The sequence below is a fragment of the Sphingomonas sanguinis genome (assembly GCF_001476905.1).
In the GTDB taxonomy this organism is placed as follows: Bacteria; Pseudomonadota; Alphaproteobacteria; order Sphingomonadales; family Sphingomonadaceae; genus Sphingomonas; species Sphingomonas sanguinis_B.
The window spans coordinates 1-18803 of sequence record NZ_LDTE01000058.1 but is presented as its reverse complement, the minus strand read 5'-3'; the positions used below and the strand labels follow the sequence as shown (position 1 = coordinate 18803).

The window sequence follows — 18803 nt, the reverse complement described above, 5'->3', positions numbered from 1 at the left end:
GCCGTCCCATCATCGTCGCGCCAGGCGCGCCGGATTGCCGACAACCGTCTCACCCGCCCCGACGTCGCGGGTGACGACGCTGCCGGCACCCACGATCGCATCGTCTCCGATCGTCACACCTGGAAGGATCAGTGCGCCGCCCCCGATCCAGACATTGGCACCGATCCGGATCGGCCGGCCGAACTCCAGTGCCTGTGCCCGCAATGCCGGCTCGCGCGGATGATCTGCGGTGAGGATCTGTACGCCCGGACCTATTAGCGTGCCCGCTCCGATATCAACCCGCACGACGTCGAGTACGATGCAGCCGAAATTGAGGAAGACGCCCTCCCCGAGGTGGATGTTGTAGCCATAATCGCAATGGAAGGGTGGCCGAACGGTCACGCCTCGCCCGACGCTCCCCATTCCCTCGTGCAGCAGCCGCACACGATCGTCGGGAGCGGCATCGATCATGCCATTGTACCGCGCCATCCATGCTGCGGCGCGCGCCGCATCCGCCGCGAGCTCAGGATCGTTCGCGGTGTAAAGCTCGCCCGCCAGCATCTTCGTCTTCTCAGCCATCAGCCCTAGCTCAGGTCGTGCAGGTCTTTGCCGAGCGGCCGCGTGATGCGCAGTTCGGAGAACCGCACGTCCAGTCCCTCGCGCTCGGGGGTGCAGGCCATCGGGCCAACCCAATACGACGACGCAACCGGAAACGGCGCGAGCCGCACGAGTGGCCATGTCTTCCCATCCGCCGACACCTGAAGCCGTAGCACACCGTTCGCGACGGTGGCGCGCATCCAGAAATCGTGGGGGTCATGCGCGTAGGGACTTGTCGCCCAGTCCGAGCGGCCGTCGGTCAGAACGCTGCTCAGCATTGCCCGGCCGTCAGACAATTCGATCCCGGCCTTGATCCAGCGCCGCTCGTCCAACCGGATCATGATACCCGCCTGGTCGTAAAGCTTCTGGTAATCGCCGCGGATGCGCATCTGCGCCGTGAAGGCAGCTAGCGTTGGGAAACCCAGAAAATGGCCCGAATCTCGCGTGAAGCCGTAATGCGTCTCGCGCCAAAAATCGGTTGCCCTATCGGTCGTCAGGGTCAGGTCACCGTCGGCATCGGCTTGCCAGCGACGCGGCGCATTGAGCCACACCCCGTCGTTTCGGCCCAGCACCGTAGGCACAGCAATCGCCTTGCCCTGCGCGATCGAGGGTATTGCCATTGCAGCCACGCCGCCGATGATCTTGCGCCGCGATACTTTTGGTTCCTGCATGACCCCTGCCCTTCCGGTACGCTATGGCTGCGGTGTGCCGCCCTCCAAAGGGAGGATGTGTACAAATGTACACTAGCTTTGCAAAGGGGGTGCCGTGAACGGCGGGACAAAGCGAAACGATCCTGATCGTCGACAACGGATAATCGACGCGACGCTGGATGCGATCGCGGCCCATGGCGTCTCAGGCACTACGCATCGCCGCATTGCAGCGCTGGCGGCCGTGCCGCTGGGATCGGTGACATATTATTTTGCGACGCTGGACGACTTGATGGCCGAAGCGTTCCTGCAGCTGGCCGAACATTCGTCGCAGGCATTCGCCGATCGGATGGGGATGGCGAAAGATCGGGACGGCGCCAAGGATGCAATCGTCTCGATCATCGCGGGGTCGATCTGGGCCACTCCGCGCACCTTGCTGCTCAGCTACGAACTGTACGCCTTTGCCGCCCGCCATCCGCCTGTCGCCGACGTGATGCGCCGATGGATGAGCAACAGTCGCGTCGCCCTGGAACGCTTCTTCGACCCCCTGACCGCACGCGCGCTGGATGCTTTGGTCGAAGGGATCGGCATCCACAATTCGATCGATCCCGATCCGCTAAGCGAAGACGCCATCCGGATGATCGTGAATCGCGTCACCGAACCGTACGGCGTGTGATGCGAGAGCGCCCATGGGAGAAGAGACCCAGATGCGGTCATTCGGGATTGCCCGGTAGCTTCCCGCATTCTGCCGTTCGTTCATATCGAGACAAGGGTAGTATCGGGCCCTCACCCAGCATAGGCCACCGAGCCCAGTACGCTGGCAAAGCCGCTAATTCTTGCTTCACGATCCTATTGGACAAGCGCAGGGACGGCCAACTTCGCGATCGTCCCGCCGCCCTCCGCCTCGTCCAACGATAATGTCCCGCCGTGTAGATCCGCAAATGTCTGCACGATACTGAGCCCCAGTCCCACTCCGCCCGTGTCTCGGCTGCGCGAGGCGTCGCCACGCTCGAACGGGCGCAATAATCGAGCACGGTCGGCGGGCGGGATGCCGGGACCTGCGTCGATCACACGGACGATGGCGGCGTCGTCTTCGGTGGCAATCTCAACCCGGCCGCCCCCGGCATAGTCTTCGGCGTTACGAACAAGATTCTCGACCGCGCGGCGAAAGGCCGGCTCGACTGCGATCACCGTAACCTCCGGTCCGTCGATCAGACGCACAGTCAGCAGGTCTGCCACAATCTCGGCGACCATCGTCCGGACCTGCACCGGGTGTCGCGATGCGTTGGCGGTGCGGGCATAATCAAGGACATCGGCGATCATCGCGCCCATGCGGTCGGCGTCGGCGGCCATGCGGGCGCGCTGTGGCTCCGGCACCGCTTCGATCCGCAGCTTAAGGCTGGTCAGCGGGGTACGCAGGTCGTGTGCGACAGCGGTCAGCATGCGCATGCGTTCATCGGTTTCGGCGGACAGGCGCGCGCGCAGGTGGAGGATCGCGCGCGCGGCATCCTGCAATTCGCGCGGCCCTTGTGCTTGCGGTGGATCGCGGCCGTCATCGATCGCCAACGCCAATGCGCGAAACGGTCGGGTGAGGCGTCGGGCGAACAGCCAGACTAGGGGCGCTAGCACCGCGAGGCTGGCGACGAGCGCGACCAGCACCTTCAACCGCCACCCGCCAAAGGTCGGGGATTGTGGCGCAACGGTCAGCCATCGACCATCCGCCAGACGCACGCTGGCGGTAAATGCGGGTTGTGGCAATGTGAGCAGGACCTTGCCGATCAGCGAATCCGTCATACCTCTCGGAACGATCCGCATGGGCAGCACGCCCTGGCGGCGGATAACGACCGGTCCGCTGGGCCGGGTGCCGCCCGACCACAACATCTTGCCGGCGGCCTCGCCCTTGCCGCGCGCCGTGAAGACGACGACACCGTCACCGCGGGTCGGACGCGCAGCTCGATCGAGCCAAACGACCCGTACGTCCGCAATGGGACGGCCGATTGCCTGCGCCAGAACCGGCTGGAGCAGCACCGCCGGCGACCCGTCCGGGGGACTGCCGAACGTGCGGGCCAGACCGGCGTTCGTACCCCGCAGCGCTGCGACGGCCTCAGCGACGGTCATACGCACAGCGGGCGGATCGGGCATCAGCAGGACGATGCTGGCGGTGATCGCGACGCTGAGCACGGCGATCGCGACGCTGAACCCACCAATCGCGGTCAGGGCGCTCGGTCGCCGCCAGACGCTGCGCATCATGCCGGTCGAACCGCGGGCAGAAAGCGATAGCCAGCCCCCCGAACCGTTTCGATCAACGGGGCACTATCACCTTCCGCCAGCTTGCGACGCAACCGGCTGATGGCGATGTCGATCGCCCGATCATAGGACGCAGCGTCAATACCCCGCGCGACGTCCAGCAGCGTGTCCCGGCTGAGCACCCGTCCGGGGCGCCCCACGAAGGCAGCCAACAGCGCATGCTCGCCTTCGCTCAGCAGCAAAGGCCGCCCGTGCGGATCGCGCAGGCGGCGCTCGTCGGGGCTGAACCACCAGCCGGCGAACGCGACCGCATCGCCGTGTGCCGCTGGGCTCTCCATGCGCGGTCGCCGCAGCAACGCTCGTACGCGCGCCAGCAATTCGCGCGGCTCGAACGGCTTGGCCAGATAATCCCATGCCCCGACCTCTAGCCCGACGACGCGATCGGTAACGCCATCGAGCGCACTCAGCATTAGAATCGGCGTACCGGTCGGAGCCAGACGCCGGCACAGCGACAACCCATCCTCTCCCGGCATCATCACGTCGATCACCAGCAGGTCGGCCGGCGCCTCGGCTAGTAAGCGACCGCAGGCAACGGCACCGCTGGCCGTGCGGACTGCGTAGCCATGATCGCCGAGATACTCGGCCAAGGCGTCGCGGATGCTGGTGTCGTCGTCCACCACGACGATGCGATCTCGGGATATGGCAGCGCTGTGCATCGCTTCAGGCGATAGCACGGCTTTGTAGCATCTTCGTATCACGCGCCGTCACGAACGCGGCATCGTCCCGCTACCTCGATCTGCTTTCCTTGACCCGGCTTCAATTTGGAGAGCTGTATGATCGCGACCATTCTTCTCGCCATGGCCTCGCCCGGCGCGGCGCCGGCGCCAGCGCCGGCGCCGCCGTGCGCATCGACGCAGCCTGCCGATCACCTCGCCGGACACTGGATCGGCGCATTCGCAGGGGCCAACTGGACATTCGAACTGACCCGCAATGCGACAGGGTGGTCCGGGCGCTACCAATCGTCGAGGGCGCAGGTCTGGCGACCGCTCGAGGCTGTGTCCGTGACCGCGGGCTGTGCAACGTTCAGCCTGAAGTCCGAACCCCGAGTAACCTTTGTCGTGACGCTCGATGCCGGGGGCACGGCGCTGACGGGCGATGTGCATATCACTGGCCTCGCAACCTTGCCCTTCGCGGCGAAGCGAGCCTCGTGACGCGATGACGACGATCATCGGCATAGGTCTGCTCGCCGCAGCACAGGTAACGCCCCCCGCTGCGTCCCCGCCCCCGCCGCCTGCCATCCAATTCCACGGACCGGACGGCCAGCCGCTACCCGAGGACGTCGAGCGGAAACTGCGCGAGCAGTACAAGGACGCACTACCCGCGGCGCGGCCGGCGACCGCGTCTGGCGACATCGTCGTCAACGGGCGCCCGCCGCGTGGTTCGGTCATCGGCGATATCAAGCCCGAACGCACGCTATCGGCCCTCGACATCCGATCTTATGGCACGGCAACAGTGTCCGAACTGATCCAGGCGCTCGGCGCGCAGGTGTCGAGCGGACGCAACGATACGTCGGCCGATCCGATCGTCCTGCTGAACGGCCGCCGCGTGTCGAGCTTTGCCGAAATAGCCCGGCTTCCCACCGAAGCGATCGAACGGACAGAGATTCTGCCTGAAGAGGTCGCACTGAAATACGGCTATCCGGCCGATCGCAAGGTGGTGAACGTGGTCGCCTTCGAACGCTTTACGTCGCGGATCGTCCAAGGGAACCTCGCCGGGCCAACCGCGGGAGGACAGGCGACGACTGCGGGCGGTGCCAGTTATCTGCGCATCCGCGGCGATACGCGCACGATGCTCGATGCCGATCTCAGCCGGTCGAGCGCCCTGCTGGAGAGCGAGCGCGACGTGCGGCAGCCGAGCGGTGATCGGACGCTCGGCGACTATCGGACGCTGTTGCCCGCCACCCACCGCGTCACCCTGAATGCGACCGTCGCGGCCAATCCGATTGCCGACGTGGCAGCAACGCTCAACGGAAGGGTCGAGACGAGCAAGACCAAGGCGCTGGTCGGGCTGGGACCGGATGGCGTGCTGCACCGCGACGTTGACAGCGCGACGCTACATCTCGGCACCACGATCGGCGGGCGGCTGCGCCAATGGCAATGGACCGCGACCGGCAACCTCGACCGCACCACGAACGACAGCACGACCGACACCGGCGTTCCCGTCACCCCGCAGAATCTTGCACGCTTCGCCACCCTGACGGCCAACGCCGACTTGCTGGTCAACGGATCACCCTTCACCCTGCCGGCCGGGTCCGCGTCGCTCAGCCTGCGATCAGTCGTCACGACGCGCGACGTCAGCAGCCGATCCCAACTGGGTGCGTCGACGCGGGTCGGGTCGCTGGAGCGCGACACCGCCAGCGTCCAGGCCAGCATTGACCTGCCGATCGCAGGGGCCGCCACACCGTCACTCACGTCGATCGGTGCGCTGTCGGCCAACGCGACCGTCGCCGCGGAAAGACTGTCGGACGTCGGCACGTTGTGGACCCTGGGCTACGGCCTACACTGGACGCCCCTGCCTGGGCTATCGCTGCTCGCATCGGTCAGCGACACGCGATCGGCCCCGACGGTCGAACAGCTCGGGGCGCCGTTGATCGTCGTGCCCAACGTTCGCACCTTCGATGCGCGCCGTGGAGAGACGGCCGATATCACGCGCAGCTTCGGCGGTAATCCCGGCCTTCACGCCGACGATCGCCACGTCCTTAGCGCAGGCGCCACCTTCAAGCCGATGGCCAGGACGGATCTGGTATTCACAATCGACTATATCCGCACGCGGATCGACGATCCGATCGCTGCCTTTCCTATCGCGTTGCCGCAGGTCGAGGATGCGTTCCCGGATCGCTTTACCCGCGACACCACCGGTCGCCTGCAGCGTATCGACGCGACGCCGATCAACTTCGCGCGATCGAACCAGCAGCAGATCCGCTGGGGCCTGAGCTTCATGAGGCCGCTAGGCCCGTTGCCGCCCGGTCTTCAGAACGCCAACGTCCGCGTGTTCTCTAGTCTCGAAGAGGCCAAGCGCCGCCTCCCGCCCGGCGCGCGCCTGGAGACTGTAGAGGCCGGGAGTCCCGCCGCCCGACGGGTTGAAAACCTTACGAGCCGGCTGATGCTGTCGCTACAACACAGCTGGCGGCTGGAGGATAGTGTATTGCTGCGCCCCAGCGGTCCGGTTCTGAACCTGCTCGACGGGGGTGCGCTCGACGTCCGGGGCGGCCGTTCCCGGCACGAGGTTGAGTTCCAGGCCAGCGCCTTCAAGCGCGGCCTCGGCGCCCGATTCACCGCGACATGGCAGAGCGGAACATCAATTCGTGGATCCGGCACACCGGCGGGAGATCTGAAATTCGGCGACCTGGCGACGATCAATCTCGCGCTATTCGCCAACGTTGGCGACTATCTAGGACGAACGAAGGCGCCCTCGTGGCTCAAGGGCATGCGCATGACGTTAGGCGTTACCAACATCGTCGATTCGCGCCAGAGCGTGCGCAATAGCTTGGGCACCACGCCCTTGATCTATCAGAATGCCTATCTCAACCCGGTGGGCCGGACGGTCGCATTTGGTTTGCGAAAAATGCTATAGCGTAGGTGATCGACAAAAGGACCCACAACAGGACGTTCGGCGGTCGTTTCGCGCTCCCCAACTTCGGACGCCCATTCATGTTCGCCCGACACCTCAACTCGCAATGGGGAAAAGGGGGACTGAGCGGTAGTTCGATTGTGGGTACGCTGATGTCATATTCGGACTAGCTACATAGTAGCTGCATCGGCAGCGTCCGCGCTATCGGCTGGCAGCTGAGAATGGGCCAGCATCCAATCGAAGTCGGACCAGTGCGGGACCTCAACGCGTCCACGGCCATCGTCATCCCAGAAGAAGATGGCGCCGAGGAGAAGGAGGCGACGAATATGCTGGTTCAGCACCAGCATTTCCACCTGCGCAGGGTATTTCGTGCCATCCCTCCAAATCGAAGGTAGATCGCTACGAAGAAGATCGAACCAGTTTGTTAGACCCCGCTCGGAGAGCATCCCTTCCAGAGCTAAATCATGGTCGTCCCCGCTATGACTTGTGACTGCACACGCTAGCTCGAACAAATCGGACACGGCCTCGCCTGCATCATGGATTAATCTGTCGACATCACCGTGGATACGATAGGCTCGGCGGATACCAACGAGATCGTCGGTGATCGTGGCCAAACGATCGCGAAGTCGATCTCGGTGGATGTTCTTCAACTCAGGATCAAGAAGCCCAGCATACCCGCTGACCAACCATGCCTTCCAGCCGGGGAGGGAGTACCGGAAGAGCAGCGCGTCGATCTGATCACCCTCAGTCACCCCACCGTCGAAGACCTTGTTGATCAACGCCGTGGCGCCGAGGCGGGCTAGCTGCCCCAATACGACGCTTGCTGCCCATCCGAACGAAAGATCGTCCTCGCCGAGCAGACCTGCCGCTACGCCGCCCCTCAGCACAATGGCGACACCATCTACGCCGTCCTGCTCGATGTTGACGTTGTAGGCGATGCTGAGTCCCGCCGCAGAAGGTACGGGAGGAGCCTCGATGGTGTCGAACCTGCCTCGAACCAGCGAGCTCAACGCACCGTCATAGTCAGAGTTGATGATGATACGTCGCAGGGTCGAGATGTCGAACCGCGATTTTGCCAATCCCAAAATCTGGCCGATGACGACGTTTAGCCGGCGCCCTCCCTCCTGATCGACACAGTCGGTATGCAACTCAACCCGACCCAGCGGTTCGCTTGCCCAATCGGCAGGCTGCTCGGTGCGAGCCGGGGGTGCCTGTGCAACGGTCGCGCGGAAGCTGGCCGCGGATTGCTCAAGCGACTGCCTGAGCAACGCCGCGGCCCCGAATCCCATCTTTGTAGCCGCGAACTCTAGTGCCGGGCTGACCTCGGAGCCGACGAAGAAGGAAAGGCAATGAGGTATCGCGGCTTCGTTGAAGTTGAACGTGTCCGCAGTGACCTCGCCGAGGCTGCCGATCAGAGCACGCCGGGGTGACAGCGGCATCATCACGACCGCCAGTTCGTCCTTTCCATGCTCCAGCAGCGACCCGGCAACGCCATCGTTATTCCAGCCGAGCGCTACGAAGTCGGGCAAAATCAGACGATTGCCGTCGATGTCGTCGACGCGCCAAGTGAATTGCTCCAGCATCTCGACCCGTCCTTGCGGAGCGAGCGAGGCACTGAGCGCGCGTGCGTGCGCGTCCCTTGCCTCAAGGGGGCCGTGCGCTTGGAATCGTGAAACCACCTCCTCGATGGCGCCTGACATCTCGCCATAGCTGGCGGAAGCGTTTTCACGCAGCATGGCGTGGGCAATCGGAATGAATGCGGCTGGTGGCACTCCCATGGCGGAGATGATCGGGTTGTCGGCAATGTGTTCCTCGAACACCTTGCGAAACTGGGGACCGGGTGTTTTGTCAGCCGCGCCGAGCAGCGCGGCAACCTTCTCCTCACTGCCGAATAGGTCGCCAACCAAGCCAGCCATAGCCGAAGCGCCGGCCTGCATGATGCCACGAACATGGTCGTTCCGGACGAGCAGATGCGTCACCACTCGCGCGGCCGTTTGGGGGGACGCTGAACCGCTCGTCGCGTTCAGTTCAGCCAAGTCGCTTGCCAACCCGTTTTCATAACGGGTGATCACATCGTCGAGTGTGTCGGCACCGCCTTGTGCCAGGTCGGAATAGAAGAAACGCTCAGCCGCGACGTCCTCGACGGGCGAGGTATAGCTTCGATCAGCGCGGAACACACGCACTCGCGCCACCTTGCCGGTTGCGTTCATTCGAAACGCGCGGAGCAACATGCGAGGGATGAAGTGCTGTTTCGATCCTGACATCTTTCGAATTTAGGACAGGGAACAGGCGCGGGCGAGAGCCAACAGCAATCCAACTGATATGGTATTTGCCGGCTGTGTCACTTTGAAGCCCCAGCTATAGGATATCAGCGAGTGTAGCCGATTTTCGGCATAAGACGACATTTCCAGCACCTCATCGGAATGGCGCAGTTTGGTCTTGAGCAGACGCCTCGCCGGACCACGACGACAGACCCGGTTTCGAACGCGCGGTGCGGCGAACTCAAATCCTGACTGGCGACATCCATGGACGTGTGCTGCATACCCGAAGATAGCTCGTGCAATCCCGAGCGCTGGGCTCATTCTTGTTCGCATGGCACCTGACATTGGCGATGCCCCTCGTCGGGGCTGACAATCTTAGCGGATCCAATTTCGTGTCGCGATGGACTGGACATGGAAGTTGATCTGAAGCCTAATCAGTTAAGTACAACGCTTTGGGGGTTGGGGTGGCGACGAGTCCGATTTTAGAAGAGGGCCAGGTCCCTACTTCGGTTTTCCAAAGCGATCTGCCGCTTGACGAAAAGCTGGACCGGGCTCGCACCGAGCTGTTGGACCTGTCCGCACGAAACCGACTGCTGAACATGCCGCGGTCGTCGAAGGGTTCAAAGGCGGTGGAGATCGTCGACGAGGTCAGCACGGAGATCTTCCGGCTGCTGGTGAGTGAGGGACGTCCCTTCACCTTCTTGGCTGGCAAGGCGGCGGCAAGTAGCGATCCGGCGGAGGACGATGTTCCGGTCGAGGAGGTCGACGAGATCGCGGATCTGGCCCAGCCCGACGACGACGTCGCCGACGATCGCGGCGTCTTCTCCCGGCACGCCGACACCCGGCTTCAAACACGCCTGACGCCGAAGGGTCTGCAGAAGCGGCTGCTTGAACTCTACTTCGACGCCCGCACACTGGAGGAGGAACAGGGCGTCAACATCCTCTATCTCGCGCTAGGCGCGCTGAAGTGGATCGATCCCAACAACGCGGCGAACGTGCGGTTCGCACCGCTCGTTCTCGTCCCCGTGCAACTGGAACGGGGCAACGCCGGCGAGAAGTTCAAGCTGCGCATGCGGCAGGAGGACTACGCCTCCAACCTCTCGCTCGAGGCGTTTCTCGATCGCATTCACGGCATCCGGCTGCCCGCCTTCGAGGCGGGCGACACCTTTGATCCGGGCGCCTATTTCGCTGAGGTCGCCGACGCCGTGTCGGCGAAGCCCGGCTGGGAGGTCCAGCCCAACGTCGTCGCCGTCGGCTTCTTCTCCTTCGCCAAATTCCTGATGTATCGCGACCTGGACCCGCAGACCTGGCCGGAGGGCGGTAGGATAACCGACCGGGATCTCGTCCGCGGCCTCCTCTCGGACGGCTTTGCCGGTGCCGAGGGCATGGTTCCCGAGGACGCGAACATCGATCCGTTCATCCCGCCGTCGGAAATGCTCCACATCGTGGACAGCGACAGTTCGCAGGCGCTTGCCGTGCACGAGGTCCGGCGCGGGCGCGACGTCGTCATCCAGGGACCACCGGGCACCGGCAAGAGCCAGACAATCGCCAATATCATCGCCTCCGCCGTGGCCGACGGAAAGACCGTGCTGTTCGTCGCCGAGAAGATGGCCGCGCTGGAGGTCGTCAAGCGCAGGCTCGACGCGACGGGCGTGGGCGACGCCTGCCTCGAACTCCACAGCAACAAGGCAAACAAGAAGGCTCTGCTGGAGGAACTCCGGCGCACCTGGGAACTCGGCGCACCCCGGCATCAGGATCCCGGCAGCCTTCATGCGCGGCTGACCGCCGCGCGCGACCGTCTGAACGACCACGCCCGGCGCATGCACGCGCCGCACGAGGCCTCGGGCCTGACGCCGTTCCAGGTCGTCGGTCAGCTCAGCCGCCTACGTCTCGATGGCGAGAAGCCCAACGACATCGTCCTGATCGAACCGGAAACCTGGTCCGCCGACGACTTCGCCGAGCGACACGACGTGATCCGCGACCTAGCGGAGCGCATCGACGTGATCGGCCGTCCTGCGGATCATGCCTGGCGTGGCGTGGGCCTCTCCTCGATCCTCCCGACCGACGTGGAGCGCCTCGAGGATCGGATCGCCGCCATTCTCGCCCGCCTGACCTCCTTCGACGAGGCCGGGGTTGTGCTCGCTTCGACCATGGAAACCTCGCCACCGCGGTCCCTCGTTGACCTTGAGCCGCTGCTGACGCTGGCCAAACGCGTGGCGGGTGCACCGGATCTGGACGCCGCCGCTCTCGCCGAAGCCGTCTGGGCGGACCGCGTGGACGACATCGAAAAGCTGATCGCGTCAGGACAGCGGCACTCCTATCTGCGAGGTCAGTTGGCGGACCTCGTCGTGGACGCCGGTTGGACCGCCGACCTCGCGGAAGTCATCGCCGCCCTCGCGATCCTGCCGTCCGGCTTCTCGCCGGAAGACTTCCGCGACGTGGAGACGCTTTCTAATCTCCTGCCGCGGCTGCAGGCCGAGGCGGAGGCGCTCGCCCGTGCCATGACGCGAGATACGCCGAACACGTTGGACGGTGCGCGGCGCATGGCCGCCGTGGCGGAACGCGTCGCCGAAGCGCCCGAAGGCGACGCAGAGGCCTTCGCATCCGACGTCTGGATCGCCGGCCTGGAACGCGCGTCCGACCTCGTCGACGCCGTGGCGGCTCACGAGCAGGCGGTCGCCACCGTCGACGGCCGGCTCACCGTCGCGTCCTGGGACCTTGATCTGTCTGCCGCCCGGTCGACCCTGGCCTCGCACGGCACCAGCTTCTTCCGATTCTTCAGCGGCGACTGGCGGCGCGCCAACGCCCTCGCGCGCTCGGTCATGACCGAGCAGAACACGCCGCTCCCCGACACTCTGGTCTTTCTGGATGCCCTTTCAGCCGGGCAGGCCGCCAGGCGGACGATCGAGGGAGAGGAAGCGTTCGCACGTTCTGCGTTCGGGTCGGATTGGCGCGGGATCAGATCAAGCGCAGGACCGCTCCGCCACATCGTCGACTGGATGCGCTCGCTACGCGGACTCGGCGACGATCCGCGTCTCGTGGCGGCTCGGCGGCCGGACAGGACCGAAGTGGGCATCCGGGCGAAGCGCGCAGCCGACCTGTTGGATCAGGTTTCTCCGCTCGTCGAGCGGCTGTGGGCAGCGCTAGGTTCCTCACAGCCGATCGCATTCGGCGATGCCCTCGCGGCCGAACGCGCCGATCTCCCTGCCCTACTCACCTTTATCGTCCGCATCCGTTCCGCCGACTCAGCTACGGAGGCGACGTTCGTCAAAGTGCCGAACGACCTCGACCTTCGTAGAGCGCGGCTGACCGAACTCGACGAATTGCAGTCGAAGGCGGCGAAGCTGCGCGATCTGCATGATCTTGGGACGTCCGCCTTCGGCACGGCATGGCGCAGCACGTCGTCCGAGTGGAGCGACCTCCGGTCCGCCGCCGATTGGATCAGCGCAAACGGCGACATCCGCCTGCTGGCCAGCCGCGTTCCCGATCGGCAGGCCGCAGCCGATGCGGCCGCGAAGCTCGGTGCCGAGGCCTCGTCGCTGCGGGCGGACCTTCAGTCCCTGGCAGATGATCTTCATCTCAATATGGCCGCGGCACTGGCGGCGAATACCTTCGCCGAGGTTCCGCTCGAAACGGTAAGCCGCCACATGGAACGCTGGCGGACATCCGGAGAGCAGCTCTTCCAGTGGACCGCCTATCGCGATCGCTCAGGGCGCGCGATCACGCTCGGATGCGAGGACGTCGTCCTTAGGCTTGGTGACGGACGGCTCACGACCAACGGCGCGGTGTCCGCGTTCGAGATGGCATATTACGAGGCCGTCTACGCCGATCAGATCCGCGCCGATCCGGAACTTGGCACCTTCGACGGCACGCTCCACGGCAGGCTGGCCCGCGAATTCGCCGACATGGACCGACAACGCATCGCGAGTGCGAGCTTCGAGGTCGTCCGGGCACATCACGAGAAGGTGCCGGCGCGCGACGGCGGTTCGGTCGGGCCGCTCGGCGTGCTGCGTGCCGAGATCGCCAGGAAGCGCGGCCACATGCCGATCAGGCGGCTGATGGAGAAGGCAGCGCCGGCCATTCAGGCGCTCAAGCCCGTCTTCATGATGAGCCCGCTCTCGGTGGCGCAATTCCTCACCCCCGGTATCTTCGACTTCGACCTGCTCGTGATGGACGAGGCCAGCCAGATCCAGCCCGTCGACGCCCTCGGCGCGGTCGCCCGCGCGAAGCAGGTCGTCGTGGTCGGAGATCCGAAGCAACTGCCGCCGACGGCGTTCTTCTCCAAAATGACCGGCGGGGCCCCGGAGGACGACGATGACGGGGGCACACGCGTCGCCGACATCGAGAGCATCCTGGGCCTGTTCACTGCCCGTGGTCTGCCGATGCGGATGCTTCGCTGGCACTACCGCAGCAAGCATCAGTCGCTGATCGCTGTCAGCAACCGGCAGTTCTACGAGAACAAACTCTTCATCGTGCCCAGCCCCTACACTGCCGAGGCCGGCATGGGCTTGCGCTTCCACCGGGTGCCGCAGGGCGTGTTCGACGCGGGAGGAACGCGGACTAACCAGGTAGAGGCGAAGATCGTCGCGCAGGCCATCGTCGCGCACGCGCGCGAGCATCCCGAGCTGTCGCTCGGTGTGGCGGCGTTCTCCGCGGCCCAGCGGCGTGCGATCCTCGACCAGCTCGAGCTTCTGCGGCGCGGTCTGCCGCCAGAGACGGAGGCCTTCTTCCAGTCGCATCCGGCCGAACCGTTCTTCGTCAAGAATCTGGAGAACGTGCAGGGTGACGAGCGCGACGTCATCTTCATCTCGGTCGGCTATGGCCCTCCCGCCCCCGGCGGCAAAGTGCCGATGCGCTTCGGACCACTGGGCACGGACGGCGGCGAGCGGCGACTGAACGTGCTCATCAGCCGCGCCAAGCAACGCTGCGAGGTGTTCGCGTCGATGTCGGACGAGGACATTGATGCGGACTTCGCGTCGACGCGCAAAGGCGTGCTGGCGTTCAAACTCTTCCTGCACTTCGCCCGCACCGGCCGCATGACCATGGCCGAGAGCACCGGCCGCGATCATGACAGCGTCTTCGAGGAGCAGGTGGCGAAGGCGCTGCAGGCGCGCGGCTATCAGGTGCACCGTCAGGTCGGTCTGGCCGGCTTCTTCATCGACCTCGCCGTTTCAGACGCCGATCGGCCCGGCCGCTACCTGATCGGCATCGAATGCGATGGCGCGTCCTACCACGACGCCCGCTCCGCGCGCGATCGCGACCGGCTGCGCCAGTCGGTGTTGGAAAGCCATGGGTGGACCATCCATCGCATCTGGAGCACCGACTGGTTCCAGCGTCCCAAGGAGCAGATCGATCTCGTCGTCGCCCGTATCGAGGCGGCGAAGGCGGAGCACGACGCCGAGGCGCAGGGCGTCTCCGCCCGTCGAAGAAGCCATGTCGAGATCGTCACCGTCGAGCGCGAAGGCTATACCGAGGTGGGCCTCGCGGAAGCGGAAGCGCCGCCTACTACCGCCCTCTACGAGGAGGCCATGATCGAGCGCCCCCGGCACCTCGTCTGCGAACTGCACGAGGCACCGCGCGGCGCCCTGTCCGCGCTTGCCGAAGAGGTAGTGGGGATCGAGGGACCCGTTCACGTCTGCGAGGTGGTGAACCGCATCCGCGACGCGTGGGGGCTGAAGCGGGCCGGCGGTCGCATCCAGGAAGCGGTCGAGAGGGCCGTTGAGGTTTCCGTGCGCGAGGGCAGGCTGGCCGAGGACGGCGACTTCCTGACCATCCCGGGCAGACCTCCTCGCGTGCGGGACCGCAGCGAGGTGCGGTCGGCCTCCCTCCGCAAGTGCGACAGCCTGCCACCGGCGGAACTCGAAGCCGCCATCCTCGGCGTGGTGCGGGAGAACTACGGTGCGACGGACGATCAGGTCGTGCAGGCCGCCGCCCGCGCCGTCGGCTTCAAGGCGACGAGCGGGCAGCTGCGGGACCTACTCGCTGACGTCATCGCGGCGGCGGTTTCGGGCGAACGGCTGACCCGCCGCAACGACATGCTGGTGGTCGGTCCCGCGGCGGCGAACGACAGCGGACCGGTGCGGACGCCAAGTCCGCTCTCCCAGCTGATCGCGACGGGCGAGAGCGAGCGGCTCGAATTCAAGGAAACGCTGCGCTGGGACGTCGTCAACAACACCCTCAACAAGAAGCTGGAGGATGTCGTCGTGAAGACAATCGCGGGCTTCGCCAACGGTGCGGGTGGAACGCTCCTGGTCGGCGTCGCCGACGACGGCACGGTGAAAGGGCTTGAACGCGACTATGCGTGTCTCGGCGGTAATCGGGACAAGCTCGAGCTCCACCTGACCAATCTGCTCGGCAAGCATTTCGGGTCGGCATTCCGTGCGGCACGAATCGGCGTGACCTTCCCGCAGCACGAAGGCGTCGACGTGTGCCGGATAGAGGTTGGGCCGGCCGTCGAGGCGCAGTTCGTGTCACTGCCGGACCGGGGCGGAACCGTGACCGAACGCTTCTTCGTCAGATCGGGCAACTCAACGCAGGAGCTCACGCCAAGCCAGATGCACCTCTACGTAGGCCAGCGTTTCCGCAGACGTGATTGAGTGAGCGTCAGGCCAGCCGCCCAACTCCTTGTCGTAACCGAACCTGGCCTGTTCGGCTGCGGCGAGGTGCTCTCGCCCCCCGTCCATTAACAGGCGTGAATGTCCGATCGGGGCCCTCGGCGCGCAAAACAAACAGCTAAGTTCCCGCCACGGCAGGCGTTCGATCCGTCTGCTGTAGCACATGACCGAATGGCGGCTCACCCCGATCACCGCCCGAAAGCGGCCATTCCGCTATCCACCACCGGCGGGCGTTCGAGCACCCTACCCTATCGCCTGAACGAGCGTCCGCTTTGACGCGATCGACGCCCGAAAGCGGACAGGCAGCTCTCCACCAGTTTTTCAGCATTCCTACCGACATCATGAGGTCGGTGGTCAAACTGCCTTATAGGACAATGTGTCGTTCATTTCTGATAACTGGGATGGATAGGTCGAACCCCGCCCCCTGCGACATTTGCCAGGACGGGGTGAGTGAACGCGATCAACCGGTCCTGCAGTTCTATCGCCAGGTAATCCGGGTGCCAGCCAAAGACCGCAGACTTACCGCCCTGCCCGCGTTCGATCCTCGATAGCTGCGACGCGGATATGCCACTGTAGCGCGCCAGATCCGACAGGCTCCATCCCAATGCGATGCGCCCTGCCCTCAATGCTCGACAGAGAGTGTCGCGCTGCAGATCCTGCAGCGTGTCAGGTATCCGCCGAGGTGGTGAGCGCGTCACACCGGGCTCGGCAACATCAGACCAGTCGATCCCGAAAATGTCGATGATTGCCTCCAGCGTCTCGGAGCGTGGCCAGGCTCGGTCATGCTCAATCCGCGACAGCGTTACCCGGCTAATGCCGACGCGGTGTGCGAAGAGCTTGGGCGGCAGGGGCGCATCGGTGCCTGTGCCGGCCAGCCGGTGCACCCGGATGATCTGGCCGAGGTTGTCCTTGAGCCTGGCATAGCCAGGCGGGAGGCGCATCCGGGCGGGCTTTCGAGGAGCCATCGAAATAGGATCTAACGATTGTGTATCGTTGATGCACGCCTGAATTTTGTCTTCCTATCACCGCCCCATGGCCATTGCGCGGATTTCGTGGGTGAAAAATGCAGAAAGCGAGAAGGCGTTGGCCGAACTCGTGCAGCTGCTCGCCCGGCAGCTGGCGGCGGAACACCGCCACACCGCGTCCTCCGCACGGCCCCCAACAGAAAAGGCTTCATCCTCATGACCATTTCCGGCCAACGTCGCGTCGCATTGTACGGCAGGCATTCGACCGCCCTGCAAACGGCCACATCGTCCGACGATCAGGTTGCGGCGTGTGCGCCGCTCGTCAATTTACTCGGTGGCAGGGTCGTAGCGACCTGGCTCGATCCAGAGATTTCAGGCTATCGGCGCGACCGCCCCGGACTGAGAGGGTTGCTTGCGGCCGTCGAGGCGGGCGAGGTCGACCTCATTGTATGCGAGTCACTGGACCGGCTGGCGCGTGACGCGGAGGACGTGGCCTGGCTGGGCAAGAAACTGCCCTATCACCGCGTGCAGCTGCATACGATCAGCGAAGGCCGGGTCGATGAGATCAAGTTCGCCGTCGCGGGCCTGATGGGCGCGATCTTCCTCAAACACCTTGTCGACAAGACCCTGCGCGGCATGGAGGCGGCGGTCTTGGCAGGGCGTTTCCCTGGTGGACGCGCTTATGGCTACAAGCGCGTCATCCAGCTCGATGAAAAAGGCGAACTCGTCCGTGGGCTGCTCGCGATCGACGAGCCAAAGGCAGACATGGTTCGCCAAATTTATCGATGGTTCGCTGGCGGCCTGTCGTCCGTCGATATCGCCACCCGCCTGAATGCTGAGGGTATTCCAGCACCTCGTGGCGGGGAGTGGAATGCCTCGACCATCCGGGGCGACCACAAAAAGCTGGTCGGCATCCTTAATAACCCCCTCTACACGGGACGGCTTGTCTGGAAACGTCGACACTGGCGCCGCGATCCGGACTCGGAAAAGCGCGAACGGCGCTATCAGCTTCGAGACCCCAGCGAGTGGATCGAGGTGGCAGTCCCGGACCTCCGCATCGTCGATGACAGTGACTTCGAGGCGGTGCAGGCGGAAATGAACGCCCGCAAGCGCACCACCACGTCGCTGCCGCTGGCCCAGGGTAATCGCAAGAAGCATCTGCTATCCGGCCTGATCCGATGCGGTTGCTGCGGGTCCAACTACACGATCAGCGGCAAGGACTATTATCGCTGCGCCGGTCAGAAGGAACGTGGCACCTGTGACAACAGGCTATCGGTCCGCAAGGGGCCCCTGGAAGAGGCAAGCCTGACGGCTATCCAACACCGTCTGCTCACCGAAGACCATGTACGCCTGTTCATTGCGGAATATGAGCGCGAAGCCACGCGACTTGCGCGGATCGACAGCCATGAGGCTGACACGGCCAGGATCCGGCTGCAGCAACTCGAGCGCGAACTCGGCAATCTGTACGAAAATCTGTTGGCGGGTATCGCGACCCCTGCCCTGCGCCAGATGATCGACGAACGGGAGACGGAGAAGGCCCGCCTGATCTCGCGAACTGCTACCGTCGACAGAGGGGTGGTCTCGCCTCCCTCGCTTCCAACGCCATCCGTTCTGCAGACCCAGTTTCGGGCGCGGATCGCCGACCTGCGCACCACCCTGGCAGATCCTGCGGTACGCGGGCAGGCTGCATCGATCATGTCGCGGCTTATCGAAAGCGTGACGATCTATCCGGATGAACCGGAGGGTCCCGCAGCGGAGGTGGTGGCCAGCGTAGCGTCGCTGGTGGCGTACGCCATAAACGACAACGCCGCCCGTGAGGGCGGCGTGTCGAGTTCTATAGCGGTGGTTGCGGGGGCAGGATTT

Annotated in this window: 11 protein-coding genes; 5 read left to right on the top strand and 6 right to left on the bottom strand. The window is 64.6% G+C overall.

The genetic code is table 11. The features are described 5' to 3' along the window. Window positions 1–9: 9 nt before the first annotated feature. Window positions 10–558 carry a sugar O-acetyltransferase gene (locus tag SB4_RS09920; RefSeq protein WP_193753786.1) on the bottom strand — a complete coding sequence of 183 codons (549 nt, stop codon included), beginning with the start codon at window positions 556–558 and terminating at the stop codon, window positions 10–12. A 5-nt stretch (window positions 559–563) separates the two neighbouring features. Continuing rightward, complete coding sequence (locus SB4_RS09915) at window positions 564–1247, bottom strand: DUF1349 domain-containing protein (RefSeq protein WP_058752451.1); 684 nt, start codon at window positions 1245–1247, stop codon at window positions 564–566. Between the two features lie 94 nt (window positions 1248–1341). On the opposite strand from SB4_RS09915, the gene SB4_RS09910 reads away from it, so the two are divergent. Continuing rightward, entirely contained in the window at window positions 1342–1899 is a 558-nt protein-coding gene (locus tag SB4_RS09910) for a TetR/AcrR family transcriptional regulator (protein WP_058716281.1), read from the top strand. A 173-nt stretch (window positions 1900–2072) separates the two neighbouring features. Here the strand turns inward: SB4_RS09910 and SB4_RS09905 are convergent, their stop codons facing one another. Together SB4_RS09905 and SB4_RS09900 are read right to left on the bottom strand one after the other, a co-directional pair. Beyond that, the gene (locus SB4_RS09905; RefSeq protein ID WP_241488573.1) at window positions 2073–3473 is read right to left on the bottom strand and encodes a sensor histidine kinase; all 1401 of its coding nucleotides are present in this window, start codon (window positions 3471–3473) and stop codon (window positions 2073–2075) included. Further along, window positions 3470–4186 (bottom strand): response regulator, encoded by a 717-nt coding sequence (locus SB4_RS09900; protein ID WP_058752450.1) that lies wholly within the window; start codon window positions 4184–4186, stop codon window positions 3470–3472. Before SB4_RS09900 ends, SB4_RS09905 begins: the two co-directional genes overlap by 4 nt. A gap of 117 nt (window positions 4187–4303) precedes the next feature. Here SB4_RS09900 and SB4_RS09895 point away from each other — a divergent pair, with 117 nt between their 5' ends. Beyond that, the gene (locus SB4_RS09895) at window positions 4304–4681 is read left to right on the top strand and encodes a hypothetical protein (RefSeq protein ID WP_058752449.1); all 378 of its coding nucleotides are present in this window, start codon (window positions 4304–4306) and stop codon (window positions 4679–4681) included. 4 nt (window positions 4682–4685) lie between these two features. Beyond that, complete coding sequence (locus SB4_RS09890) at window positions 4686–7103, top strand: TonB-dependent receptor (RefSeq protein WP_058752448.1); 2418 nt, start codon at window positions 4686–4688, stop codon at window positions 7101–7103. Between the two features lie 167 nt (window positions 7104–7270). Here the strand turns inward: SB4_RS09890 and SB4_RS09885 are convergent, their stop codons facing one another. Next, window positions 7271–9364 carry a DUF4238 domain-containing protein gene (locus SB4_RS09885; protein ID WP_082670099.1) on the bottom strand — a complete coding sequence of 698 codons (2094 nt, stop codon included), beginning with the start codon at window positions 9362–9364 and terminating at the stop codon, window positions 7271–7273. 461 nt (window positions 9365–9825) lie between these two features. On the opposite strand from SB4_RS09885, the gene SB4_RS09880 reads away from it, so the two are divergent. Continuing rightward, window positions 9826–15957 carry a DUF3320 domain-containing protein gene (locus tag SB4_RS09880; protein ID WP_082670098.1) on the top strand — a complete coding sequence of 2044 codons (6132 nt, stop codon included), beginning with the start codon at window positions 9826–9828 and terminating at the stop codon, window positions 15955–15957. 401 nt (window positions 15958–16358) lie between these two features. Here the strand turns inward: SB4_RS09880 and SB4_RS09875 are convergent, their stop codons facing one another. Then, window positions 16359–16916, bottom strand: a complete 558-nt coding sequence (locus SB4_RS09875) for a helix-turn-helix domain-containing protein (RefSeq protein WP_058752446.1) — start codon at window positions 16914–16916, stop codon at window positions 16359–16361. A gap of 240 nt (window positions 16917–17156) precedes the next feature. Between SB4_RS09875 and SB4_RS09870 the strand changes: the two genes are divergently transcribed. Beyond that, window positions 17157–18803 (top strand): recombinase family protein (locus tag SB4_RS09870; protein WP_153006161.1); only part of this gene is annotated, 1647 nt, incomplete at its 3' end.